11 protein-coding genes and 2 pseudogenes are annotated in these 11,973 nt (G+C 60.3%); 6 read left to right on the plus strand and 7 right to left on the minus strand.

Annotation, left to right across the window (positions count from 1 at the left end; translation table 11 throughout):
- Positions 1–1,023: 1,023 nt before the first annotated feature.
- Genes AC1DIJ_RS27600 through AC1DIJ_RS27620 form a run of 5 tightly spaced genes read right to left on the minus strand, consistent with a single transcriptional unit; the run spans position 1,024 to position 5,911 of the window.
- On the minus strand, positions 1,024–2,484 hold the full coding sequence (locus AC1DIJ_RS27600; RefSeq protein WP_112389138.1) for an aldo/keto reductase: 1,461 nt from the start codon (positions 2,482–2,484) through the stop codon (positions 1,024–1,026).
- A gap of 4 nt (positions 2,485–2,488) precedes the next feature.
- Positions 2,489–3,460, minus strand: a complete 972-nt coding sequence (locus AC1DIJ_RS27605) for a branched-chain amino acid ABC transporter permease (protein WP_112389139.1) — start codon at positions 3,458–3,460, stop codon at positions 2,489–2,491.
- Complete coding sequence (locus AC1DIJ_RS27610; protein WP_112389140.1) at positions 3,457–4,368, minus strand: branched-chain amino acid ABC transporter permease; 912 nt, start codon at positions 4,366–4,368, stop codon at positions 3,457–3,459. Before AC1DIJ_RS27610 ends, AC1DIJ_RS27605 begins: the two co-directional genes overlap by 4 nt.
- Positions 4,365–5,105 carry a branched-chain amino acid ABC transporter ATP-binding protein gene (locus AC1DIJ_RS27615; protein WP_112389141.1) on the minus strand — a complete coding sequence of 247 codons (741 nt, stop codon included), beginning with the start codon at positions 5,103–5,105 and terminating at the stop codon, positions 4,365–4,367. The genes AC1DIJ_RS27610 and AC1DIJ_RS27615 overlap by 4 nt, the downstream gene beginning before the upstream one ends.
- Positions 5,102–5,911 (minus strand): ABC transporter ATP-binding protein, encoded by an 810-nt coding sequence (locus AC1DIJ_RS27620; RefSeq protein ID WP_112389142.1) that lies wholly within the window; start codon positions 5,909–5,911, stop codon positions 5,102–5,104. Before AC1DIJ_RS27620 ends, AC1DIJ_RS27615 begins: the two co-directional genes overlap by 4 nt.
- 100 nt (positions 5,912–6,011) lie before the next feature.
- On the opposite strand from AC1DIJ_RS27620, the gene AC1DIJ_RS27625 reads away from it, so the two are divergent.
- From AC1DIJ_RS27625 to AC1DIJ_RS27645, 5 genes and pseudogenes are all read left to right on the plus strand, one after another.
- Positions 6,012–6,782, plus strand: a complete 771-nt coding sequence (locus tag AC1DIJ_RS27625) for a GntR family transcriptional regulator (protein WP_112389143.1) — start codon at positions 6,012–6,014, stop codon at positions 6,780–6,782.
- Positions 6,775–7,125, plus strand: coding sequence for a TIGR04076 family protein (locus AC1DIJ_RS27630; protein ID WP_112389144.1), 351 nt, complete (start codon positions 6,775–6,777; stop codon positions 7,123–7,125). Before AC1DIJ_RS27625 ends, AC1DIJ_RS27630 begins: the two co-directional genes overlap by 8 nt.
- Positions 7,126–7,135: 10 nt before the next feature.
- The gene (locus tag AC1DIJ_RS27635; RefSeq protein WP_112389145.1) at positions 7,136–8,188 is read left to right on the plus strand and encodes an aldo/keto reductase; all 1,053 of its coding nucleotides are present in this window, start codon (positions 7,136–7,138) and stop codon (positions 8,186–8,188) included.
- Positions 8,189–8,211: 23 nt separating this feature from the next.
- The gene (locus tag AC1DIJ_RS27640; protein ID WP_477831701.1) at positions 8,212–9,444 is read left to right on the plus strand and encodes an ABC transporter substrate-binding protein; all 1,233 of its coding nucleotides are present in this window, start codon (positions 8,212–8,214) and stop codon (positions 9,442–9,444) included.
- 105 nt (positions 9,445–9,549) lie between these two features.
- Positions 9,550–9,897, plus strand: a pseudogene (locus tag AC1DIJ_RS27645) (DUF993 family protein); the annotation flags it as partial.
- 832 nt (positions 9,898–10,729) lie between these two features.
- On the opposite strand, the gene AC1DIJ_RS27650 reads toward AC1DIJ_RS27645, so the two are convergent.
- Positions 10,730–10,855: a hypothetical protein gene (locus AC1DIJ_RS27650; RefSeq protein WP_310300788.1), complete on the minus strand. Its 126-nt coding sequence runs from the start codon at positions 10,853–10,855 to the stop codon at positions 10,730–10,732.
- A 197-nt stretch (positions 10,856–11,052) separates the two neighbouring features.
- On the opposite strand from AC1DIJ_RS27650, the gene AC1DIJ_RS27655 reads away from it, so the two are divergent.
- Positions 11,053–11,283 carry a hypothetical protein gene (locus tag AC1DIJ_RS27655; protein WP_162702701.1) on the plus strand — a complete coding sequence of 77 codons (231 nt, stop codon included), beginning with the start codon at positions 11,053–11,055 and terminating at the stop codon, positions 11,281–11,283.
- 355 nt (positions 11,284–11,638) lie between these two features.
- Here AC1DIJ_RS27655 and AC1DIJ_RS27660 read toward each other — a convergent pair.
- Positions 11,639–11,785: pseudogene (locus AC1DIJ_RS27660) on the minus strand (transposase); the annotation flags it as partial.
- Between the last annotated feature and the right edge of the window lie 188 nt (positions 11,786–11,973).

The raw sequence follows: 11,973 nt of genomic DNA on the forward strand, positions 1-11,973 counted from the left end.
AAACTTCATTTCGCCGGCGCCAAACTATGGAAAATATGCGCGAATTCGGTTAGAATACGACATTCGCACTGATCTTGTTCTGCCCTCTAGAGGCGAGAGTGCATCGAGTCACGCCAGTCGTATCGGCTTGGCCAATCGGCGTAGATGGCATCTATCGTATGTCGAATCTCAGTAGCGCACGGCTCGGGAATATTTAGAACCTACATCGGAATTCGTTCGAAGTATTGTTGGCCACCGCAAGATTTTGTCATTTTTCTCAATATCTTCCACGTGTCGTTCGAACGGCACGCGGCCACGGCAATTTCTTGAGGCTTCCACACGCGAGAATTAGGAAGGCGTCTACGAGTTCGCGACGCGCCGATTTGCATCGATCCCAATCCACAGGGAATAAACCACAAGATTCCGGTCCATCATCCTCTTTCGCGAGCTCTCGATATTGCCGCTATCAATGTGGCGGGCTGTGGCAGATAAAAACGTGTTATCGTGTGCCTCTTGACTGTCGAGAAATAGACTTGTGACGGCCTTTATGCCGCCTCATCCAAGTCGAGCGTGTATCTGTCGGCCAGCTGAGCTGCGAGCTGGCTGATCGCCGAGAGGATTTAATTTCGCTCGGGCGCGTTCGCCAAATTTAATGGAGCGAAGTTTCGCGCAACTATTGCGTTCGCCACATGCCGGTCCACGCCCTGGGGGATAATCTGAGCACCATCGAGTTCATTCCCTAATATGTTCAGCAGCTGTGAGATGACTGAGATTTCGTCGCCGTCGAACGATACCTAATTATCTGTTGGAGCAGGCCTAAGGCGAGACGCTTACGGTCTTTTGGAGATGGCGGCCCATTGGAATCACGCATTTTCGCTACCTTCTAGTAGGTAGCGTGTCAATGAACTTTACAATGATGTCGCTGGGGGCGATCTCTTACGCGGACAGATGCAGAAGTGCAGCCAAGCACCGGTGCAGCCATCTCCGTCAGCACGAATGATGTTGATAGGGAAAGCGTCTAACCCTACTTTATGTTGCATGTACTCAGTCGCAGATCGCTTCCGCCTCGATCTCGACCTCGTAATCGCCGATCAGATTGCCGGCCTCGATCAGCGTGTTGGCAGGAAGAACCGAGGCGAAGGCGCGTCCGTGCGCGCGCGACACCGGCTCCCACTGATTGGCATCACGCAGATAGATGCGGGTCCTGGCCACGTCTTCCATCTTGCCGCCAAGCGCCGAAATGGAGGCGGCGATCTTGTCGAGAATGTAGGTCGCCTGCGCGCCGGCATCGCCGGGCGCTACGCAGCGGTTGGTGCCATGAGTCGCGGTCGTGCCGGAGACCATAATGCGATCCCCCACCCTGACCGCCCGGCTATAGCCCGCGATCGGTTCCCAGATGCTGCCGGATGAGACACGCGAACGGCCGGGACGACCGGGTACCGGCTCAGCCGTGTAGACGGATGGAATGGCATCGAGATGGTGGCTGAGGTCGCCGGATGCCGTGAGGAATGGCGGCTTGCGGTATTCGTCGCCGCAGTCGCCGGGAATGGGCTGCGTCTTATCAAAGGCAGCGTTCAACGCGGCGTGATCCTCTTCGTCGAGCGCGAAAGAGAAGACGTTCAGATTGTCGCCGCGATGCTCGTTTTCGCCGATGCGCGCGCCGACGATGGTGGCGGCCACCGCATCGTGCTCCAGAACCCAGCGGCTCGCGACGTTGGAGATCGACACGCCGTGCTTGGTCGCGATTGTTTGGGCTGTGCTGAGAATGCCCTGGAAGGCCTGCCAGCCGCCGGCGGCGTCGATGAAGCGCTTGTACTTCGAGCGGCTCCAATCGGCGATACCAGTCGGTTCCAGTTGGCCCAGCCACTTCTCGGACAGAAATCCGCCGCAGAGCGTCCCATAGGCGAGAAGCTTGACGCCGCTATCGGCGCAGAGCTTCGAGAGCGCACCGGCCGCGCGGCGGTCGACGAGGGAGAACGAGACCTGATTGCTGGCGATCTCGATGCCGTCGGCGAGTGCCAGCGCCAGATGTCCGGCATCAAAATTGGTGAGGCCGAGCGCGCCGATCAGGCCTTCCCCGCGCAGGCGCTGCATCTCGTGCAGTGCGTCGAGCCACGCTGGATGCTCGAAGCTCCACCAGTGGAATTGCAGTAGATCCACCTTGTCGACACCAAGTCTCGTCAACCGCTCCTCGACGCCACGACGCACGACATCAGCCGTCATCGGTCCCGGCTCCGGGCACCATTTGGTGAAGGCGACTGGCCGCTGGCCGTTCTGATAGCGCGACAGCAGGCGACCGGTGATCAGCTCCGCCGAACCATAGTGATCGGCCATGTCGAACGTATCGAAACCATCGAGCGCATAGGCCTGCAGCACATCGGCGCCCTTGTCGGGATTGATCACGGTGCCGTTCTTCTCGATGTCGGCCACCTGCCAGAGACCGCAGACGATGCGGCTGATGGAGAGATCCTTGGTGAGGGCTATGCGTGGGGGCGTGGTGGACATGTCGTTATTCCCTGGATGTCTGTTTGCGCTTGCTCGTCAGCGATGCCAGCGCATTTGAGGCGCCGAGAATGCCGCGAGGGCGCAGGAGCAAGATGAGGCAGAGCCCGACGCCGATCATGACGATCTGCAGCGACGCCGCGCGGGCCTGCTGTTCGGGCGGCACGAACGCGGAGACGGCGGCCGCCGACAGCGCCCACAGTCCCCAGACCAGCACCGCGCCGAGTATGGCGCCGCGATTGTTGCCGGAGCCGCCGACGATCAGCATCGCCCAGACCTGGAAAGTCAGGATCGGCAGATAGTTGTCGGGAGTGATGAAGCCGATGAAATGTCCTTGCGCGGCCCCTGCCAGCCCCATGATGGCGCCGCCGATGGTGAAGGCCTGCAGACGAAAGCGGATAGGCCGCTTGCCGAGCGCCTGTGCAGCGCTTTCATCCTCGCGGATCGCGCGCAGCACGCGGCCCCAGGGGCTCTTGGCGAGATGCTGGAGCGCCAGATAGAGCGCCAGCACAACGCCCGCCATCAGCGCGAGATTGGAAAGGGAAAATGCCAGCGGATCAGCGGCAAGGCTGCCGAACGGGCGCGGAATGAAGCCGATGCCGAAGGCGCCGCCGGTTAGCGGCTGCAGGTTCAGCACGCACAGCTGCACCGTGACCGCGACGCCGAAGGTGGCGATGGCGAGATAATCGGATCGCAGCCTGATGGTGAGCGCACCGACCAGCCAGGCAGCGAACCCCGCGATCAGCGCGCCGCCAAGCCAGCCGATGGCGATCGGCATGTCGAAACCGCCGAAGCGGCCGGGCGCATCCGGAGTCGTCAAGAGCGCTGACACATAGGCGCCGATCGCGACGAAGGCAGCTATGCCGACATTGAAGAGGCCGGTCTGGCCCCACTGCACATTGAGGCCGAGGCACATGATGGCATAGGTCAGTGCCATCGTCAGGAAGAAGGCTGCGTAGGCGATCAGATCAAGGCTCATGCCGCCCTCCCGAACAGACCGCGCGGGCGAAGGAGCAGCACCGCCACAAGGATGACGAAGGAGACAGCCGCCCGCCACTCAGCGCCGACGACCTGCACGGCCAAGGCCTCCGACAGGCCGACGATCAGCCCCGCGATCATCGCGCCCGGGACGCTGCCGATCCCGCCGAGGATCGCGGCGGCAAACAGCGGTAGCAGCAGGTCATGGCCGAGATAGGGGCGAATCTGCACCAGGAGCCCGGTCATGATGCCGGCAATGCAGGCTAGGGCTGCACCTGTAAACCAGACGACGCGGATCACGCGGCGCACATCGACGCCGGCGATACCCGCCAAAGCCGGATTTTCGCTGACGGCGCGCATCGAGCGGCCGATGTCGGTGCGGGTCATCAGCAGGTGGATGGCGACGACCGCGACCAGGGAAAGGCCGAGCGACAGGAGCTGGTCGGGCGTGGCACGCAGGCCGCCACCGATCTTCACGGCGATTTGCAGCGCCTTGGTGTAATAGGCGGGCTTCGAGGTGAAGATGAATTCGAGCAGGCTGCGCAGCGCAAGCGAGGCGCCGAAGCTCGCCATGACGAGAATGATGATCGCGCCGCCGCGCGCCCGCAGACGCCCGAACAGCACCGCATCGACGGCAAGTGCAAGCAAGCCCGTGAGCAGGATCGCGATGATAGCTGCAAGCGGTAGCGACCAGCCGAATGAGAATGGGCCGATCGGCTTCGTCAACGTGGTCGACAGGAGCCCGAGGCCGCCGCTGACGGCGAGCGCCAGATAGGCGCCCCAGGAGAGCATCTCGCCATGCGCGAAATTGGCAAAGCGCAGGATCGAATAGGTAAGCGTCACGCCGATGGCGCCAAGGCCGATCATCGCGCCGGCAATCAGGCCATCCATGAGAAATTGCGGGTTCATGGTGCCTCCGCCGCCTGCGTGGTGGTGCCGAGATAGAGCTTGGCGATCAGCGGGTCGCCGAGCAGCGAGGAGGCCTCGCCCTCGTGCCTGATCCTGCCCTCGACCAGGATGACGGCGCGGTTGGCGATCGCAACGGCCGCCTTGACGTTCTGCTCGACCAGAATGACGGTGACACCGCCGGCGTTGATCTCTTTCAGCATCGAAAACACCTCGCCGACGATTTTGGGCGACAGGCCGGCCGAGGGTTCGTCGAGGATGAGCACGGAGGGATCGACGATGAGCGCGCGGGCGACCGCCAGCATCTGCCGCTGCCCGCCCGACAACGCGCCGGCCATGCGCGAGGGCTTGCTGGCGAGATCGGGAAAACGACGATAGAGCGCAGCGATCCTGTCTGACCGCTGCGGCTTCGGCAGGACGGCTACGGCGAGCTGCAGGTTTTCGTGGATGGTCAGCGTCGCGAAGATATTGTCCGTCTGCGGAACGAAGGCGAGGCCTTCGCCGATCTTGCGGTGGGATGCGACGTGGGTGATCTCCCGCTGGCCCAGCATCACGCTTCCCGAGTGGATCGGCACCACGCCGGCAATCGCCTTGACGAATGTCGACTTTCCGGCTCCGTTCGGTCCGAGCAGCACCAGCAATTCTCCCTGCGCAACCGAGAGATCGATGCCGCGCACGATCGGCAGGTCGGGTTCGTAGCCGGCGACCAGCGCGCGGGTTTGAAGCGCCGGCGTGGTCATGCCGCCGCTCCGAGATAGGCTTCGATGACCTCGGGATTGGCGGCGACGTCGGCGGGCGTGCCCTCGGCCAGCGGCTTGCCGAGTGCCATGGCGACGACGCGGCTGCAAAGCCGCGCCACCATATCCATATTGTGTTCGATCAGCAGGATGGACTTGCCCCGCGCGTTGAGATCCAGCACGCGTTCCATGATCGTCTCCAGGAGCGCGGGGTTGACGCCTGCCGCCGGTTCGTCAAGCAGAATCGCCTGCGGATCGGCCATCAGGATGCGTGCGAGTTCCAGCAGCTTGCGCTGTCCGCCCGAGAGAACCTTCGCCGGCTGTCCCTCTAGGCCCGACAAGGTGACGAACTCCAACAGCGCACGCGCCTTTTCGATCGCTAACCGCTCCTGTTGCCTGACATGACCAAAGCGCAGGAAGTTCGCGAACAGCCGCTCGCCGTCCTGGGCCTGCGCGCCCACGAGTACATTTTCGAGCACCGTCATTTCGAGAAAGGGCTTCGGAATCTGGAAAGTCCGGCCGACGCCACGACCGATTCTCTGCTCTGGGCTCTCCTGCGACACTTCGCGGCCGCCGATCCAGATTTCGCCCGATGTCGGCTTCAGGCTTCCGGCAATCAGGTTGAACAACGTGGTTTTGCCGGCGCCATTCGGGCCGATGAGGCCAACCATCTCACCTTCGCCAAGCCTGAGCGACATGCCGCCGACGGCCACATTGCCCTGAAACGACTTCACCAGGTCGCGCGCGTCGATCACGGCTCTGGCGGGTTCTGCCGCTTTCGGTGGGGCGTCTGGCACTGGCAAAGGCATGGAGAAAAGAAGTCTCTTGATTTGATTGGTGATGTTTGATCAAACTTTACCCCATGGTGAAAAGCAACCGAAAAAAGCGGTGTCTCACGGAGCAGGCTCGATGGTAGTCCCATCGGGAGGAGCCCATGCGAGGAAACCGGCCGATGGTGGTCACGACCGTGACGACGCGCTGTCGCCGGTCGGGCGCGAAACGCTGCAAGACCGCGTCTACGCGCAGCTGCGCAACTCTCTGATCAACGGCATGTTCGACGCCGGCGACGTGTTGCGCATCGTCGATCTCGCCGAGCGGCTGCAGACGAGCACCATGCCGGTGCGCGAGGCGCTTGGCCGCCTCGTGTCCGAGCAGGCGCTGGAATCGCTGCCCAATCGCTCGGTGCGCGTGCCGCTGATCACCCGCGAGCGGCTGGACGATCTGGCCCGCGCCCGCATCCTGATCGAAGGCCAGATGGTTGCGCTGGCGCTGCCCAATCTGACGGATGACGATTTTGCCGTGCTGAAGCAGATCAATGTCGATTGCGATCTCGCTTTCGAGCAGCACGGCAAGGATATCGGCCATGTCACCTCGGCGCTGAACCAGCAGTTCCATTTCCACATCTATCATGCGGCGCGCTCGCAGGTGCTCATCCCGATCGTCGAGAGCCTGTGGCTTCAGTCGGGCGCGATCATTCGCAAGGCCGCGCATATTCATGACGAAGAGGGCGGACTTGCCGCCACCAATCATCATTGGGCGCTGATCGGTGCGCTGGAAAATCGCGATGTCGAGGCCGCGATGCAATCGCTTTCCAACGACATCAGCCGCTCCTTCGATCTCATCCGCGGGCGGCTGGATGCCGAACCCAACGGCAATGCATCGGGAGGTCACCATGCCTGAACCCATCGACGACGGCTTCGACCTGTTCGATCTGAGGGTCGACGTGATCATTCCCGAAGGCGGCGCGGTTTACTGCGGCGCCAAGCCTGGCGATCATTTCGAGCTCAAGGGCGAGATGCTGCATCTGCCGGAGGGACAGGGGATCTCGATCTACTCGCTCTCCTCCGTGCTGCCGCTGCTCGCGGCAAAGCAACGCCCGACGGATCGCAACGACTGGATGACGACGGACGCCGACATCGCTTGCCCGGACCCCAATTGCTCGACACGGCTCAGGATCACCCGCACGGGTATCCGCCGTTTCAGCCATGCCGCCACCACGGCGGTTCCCTTGAATGACCAATAGGCTGAAAGACATGCAGCGCATCACCATCGCCCCCGGTTACGAAATCTCCCGCGTCATTCGCGGCGGCTGGCAGCTGGCGGGCGGCCACGGCGCGATCGATGGCGGCAGCGCTGTCGAGGACATGATCGCCTTTGCCGACGCCGGGATCACCACTTTCGACTGCGCTGACATCTATACAGGCGTCGAGGAGCTGATCGGCCGTTTTCGCGTCGCCTACAAGAACCTGCGTGGCACTCAGGCGCTGTCGCGCATCCGCGTCCACACCAAATTCGTGCCCGATCTGACCGTCCTACCAAACATCAGCAAGGCTTATGTTGAAGGCGTCATCGATACCTCGCGCAAGCGGCTCAACCTCGACTGCCTCGATCTCGTGCAATTCCACTGGTGGGCCTATGATATCGAGGGCTGGCTGGAAACGGCGGGCTGGCTGAAGGAGCTGCATGAGGCCGGCAAGATCGGCAAGATCAGCGGCACCAATTTCGACACGGATCATATCAAAGCGATCATCGGTTCCGACGTGCCCTTCACCTCGCTGCAGTTGCAATATTCGCTGCTCGACCGGCGCCCGGAAAAGCGCATGGCGGCGCTTGCCGGCGAAAAGAACTTCGCGCTGTTCTGCTACGGTACCGTCGCCGGCGGCTTCCTCGGCGATCGCTGGCTCGGCCAGCCGGAACCGGAACATCCGCTCGAGAACCGTTCACTGACGAAGTACAAGCTGATCATCGACGATTTTGGCGGTTGGGATCTATTCCAGGCGCTGCTGTCGACGCTGCGCGAGATCGCCGACCGGCACAATACCGATATTGCCACGATCGCAAGTGCAGCGATGCTGACCAAGCCAGGCGTCGCCGCCGTCATCGTCGGCGCCCGCAATCGGGATCACCTGAAGTCCAATCTTGCAATCGCCGATATCGCGCTAAGCGAGAAGGACAGGGTTGAGATCGATGCGATCCTTGCGCAATCAAAGCCGCTCGACGGCGACGTCTATACGCTGGAGCGGGACAGGGAAGGCCGCCACGGCAGCATCATGAAGTACAATCTCAACAAAGGGGAACAAAAATGAGAACGACATTCCTGCTTTCTGCCATGGTAGCTGCCCTTGCGGCATCCACGGCACCGACGCTGGCCGCCGATTGCGACATCACCGTGGGCCTCGTTATGGAGCTCACCGGTCCGGCCGGTGAATATGGCCAGGCCGGCGCTAAGTCCGTCGAGATGGCCTTCCGGGACATTAACGACGCCGGGGGCGTCAATGGCTGCAAGGTCGTCGCCGACACTCGCGACAGCCAGAGCCAGGGCAACGTCGCCGTCGATCAGGCGACCCAGCTCGTCAACATCAAGAAGGTGCCCGTCATCATCGGTGGCATCATCTCGTCGGTATCGATCCCGATCCTGACATCTGTAACGGCACCGGCCGGCGTGGTGCAGGTCTCGCCAGCATCCTCGTCTCCAACGCTGACCGAGCTTGGCCGCAGCGGCAAGACCAACGGCGTCTTCTTCCGCACCATTACCTCGGATGCGCTGCAGGGCACCGCGGCCGCGAAGTTCGCGATGGACCAGGGCCTGAAGAAGATTGCGATCATCAACGTCAACAACGACTTCGGCGTGAACATGGTCAAGGAATTTTCGACCGCCTATCAGAAGCTCGGCGGCACGATCACCTCGACCACGCCCTATAACGAGAAGCAATCAAGCTACGCCTCGGAAGCCAGCGCCGCGATGGCCGGTGACCCCGATGCGCTTTATCTCGTCAGCACGCCTGTCGATGGCGCGACCATTGCTCGCGCTTGGGTTTCCGGTGGTGGCAAGCAGACCTTCCTGTTGAACGACGGCATGAACTCCAAGGACTTTATCGAGAGCGTCGGCGCGCAGTATCTCGAGAATGCCTATGGCACCTCCTCCGGCACCAGCCCTACGGCGTCGACCGAATATTTCAATGGCAACTACGAAGCCTTCTCCGGCGGCATCTCGCCTTCGGCTCCGGCCGCCGACCGCTCTTATGACGCGGGTGCAATCGTGGCGCTGGCGATCGCCAAGGCCGGCAAGGCAGATGCGGCCGCCATTAAGGTAGCCATGCACGAGGTCGTCGCCGAGGGTGGCACGCCCATCCATGCTGGCAAGGAAGAGTTCGCCAAGGCGCTGCAGCTCATCAAGAATGGCAAGCCGGTCAAGTACGAAGGTGTTATCGGCCCTGTCAGCTTCGACAAGTATGGCGACATCACAGGTCCGTTCCGCTTGTGGAAGATCAGCAGCGGCGAGGTGACGACGGTCGGTGAGTTGAGCGCCGAAGAGGTCACCAAGATTAAGACCGCAAAATGAATTGAGTGAGCTCGAGGATACTCCACGAGCCACTACATCAAAGGGTGAGCGTATCGTGCACGGGTGCCGATGCTGTACCACCATCGGCACCCATTTCTCGCTGCGGATGACTACGAAGAGGTCTATGGGCACCTACTTTCGCAGGCCAAAGACAAGGTGGTCCTTCACGGCCTGGGCGATATGTTCGATCTGAACCTCACAGGGTATTGGGGGGCGTCGGATTTCGGCTCGGCGCTCGAAATCGTCATCCGCATTATCGAAGCCAGCAAAGACAAGGTGGAAGGCATCAAGATCTCGCTTCTCGTTAAAGAGAAGGAAGTCATCCTCCGGCGCTGCCTTCCGGATGGTGTCCTGTGCTTTACCGGGGACGATTTCAACTACGCTGACATGATCGAGGGGGATGGCGAGCATTACAGCCATGCGCTGCTCGGGATCTTTGATGTGGTCGCGCCCGAGAAATGCGGCTTATCATCTGGAACAACAACTATAATGACCCCGCGCTACAGGCTCACAAGGGCTGGGGTAGCGGCAAAAGTAAACCCCGCCAAATGACGAGCGAAGCTAGGGGGAGTGTCGCCGCATCGCTGCGGCACGTGTAAAACTTGCCGAACCAGGGTGGGTTCCAATAAAAAAGGGCTCGCCACTCAATACATAGGCGAGGCCTTCTCGTGCGTCTTAGTTTCGGCATCTGCCTGCACCTCGACGACAATTCTATCAATAACGCGCCTCTTCGCGGGTTAATCCTCGCGTAGCTTCCTTTCGATGCCCATCATTATTGACCATTCCTCGTCGTAACCCTTGCGCCATGTCATCAAAATAGGATTTGCGATGGATAGAAGCTCTTTTTGGGCGCTGTTTCTTCCATCTTGCGCTGCAGCCTCTTGGTCCTCTCTCATGGACGTACCATCAGCCAATAGGACGCAAAAAAGTGGATGCTTCGGCGGGTAAGCCGCTAATCATACGTAGAACAGCGCAGACCGGGAAATTCTTTACCGACCGCAATTGACCGCTGCGGAGCCGAGCCACCAATAAGCGCTTATGTGGATCGTATTCTAAGGTCGCGATCGTTTTGGTGTGGACGGGTAGTGTGAGCATTCCTAGATCTTTCGTCGAGATTAACTCGCGCTGAACTCGCAATATCGAGAACATTAAACGCTCTACGAGCGGCCCCGGCAATACGGGCTAAAGTCGGTGGTTGTCAAACGGCCTCGGCGGAGGATCTTCCTCTCGGATCGGAGTAATCTAAGCTGAGATTCTCGATGGTGGAGCACTCTCGATTGGACCACTATCTGGCTGCACTGACGGTGTTGTTGCGCGCAAGTGCGCGCAATTGCCGAAGCACGATCGCCAGAAGAACCGCGGTGACCGTGAAGACGAACGAAGAATAACCGAGCAGTAGCCACCAGAGCATAGTCTCACCCCTCATTTGATTTACGAGGCGACTAACTCTCGAAGCTCTATCGGGTTCCAGCTATCGGACCTTAGTCCGGCGGACATCACCACCGCCCCATCATCAGCGGCTAGCGCTGGAAGGAACCAGAAGGGGCTGTATACATTTCTGCCTCCGGTCGTGTGTTTGTGGCAGTGACCCTACGTGGTGGAGATTGTATGCGACAGTACAGTTGGACCCTGATGAGGCCCGGAGCCGTTCCCAATGTCGGGCTTGGAACCCTTGATGAAGTAGAAGGGGCGATCCATCGTTGTCATCTGCCGGGAATACCAACTGCATCCTGGCTGATTGACGAGATGAAAGCCAAGCAGGATTCGACCGGTACCGCCAGATATAATTACGCGCTAGGACAACCCGACGAATGGCGCTTTGCCTGGATTGCACAGTGAAGGCGCTTACAGCAAGGGCGTATCATTTGGGCCGGATCCCCCCAGTGCCCGTTCATAATCTTATCTTGTCTCAGCCTTAGGTTCTGAATACACCTTAAGGGCTGAGAGCAGCGGTCTGGGACTAACCGGGCCCATAACGGCATCACTTGATGTGCCAAATCGCCTGACGTTCAGAAAAATCTGCGATTTTGAGGGTCAATTCAATCTGCGACCTCTTCCACAGTTTGGATCTGCGTTTCGATCAATCGTCAACCGTTGATAGTCGAGTGGGTCATGCTAGCTCGGGTTGCGGAAAGCCCTTGGTGGAACTGCAGACCCCGCCATTGGTCACAAGTGCCCATACAATACGCGCGGTTCCGGATGAAAAAGACCTCGGTGTAATGCCAAGCCACGAGGCAAAGTGCCGTGCCGTTTTAAAGAGCGTTGCGTCCGGGACGACTGCTCGGACAGTGGCAGCCGTGATTTTTCCCACACCTGGAATAGTCATCAGGCGCTGTGTAGCATCATCTTTCTTAACCTGGTCATCGATCGACTCTCCAATTGAACTGCCCCCACTTTCGACCGGACACTCAGCATAAGCAGGAAGGCTCAAGCACAGGCTTGAGGATAAGCTTATGTCTAACGAGTTTCGACAGGTTGATCTGATGATCGGTGACGTCCGGCGGCGACGCTGGACAACGGAGCGCAAAC

The sequence above is a fragment of the Rhizobium sp. 10N427 genome, assembly GCF_056394605.1.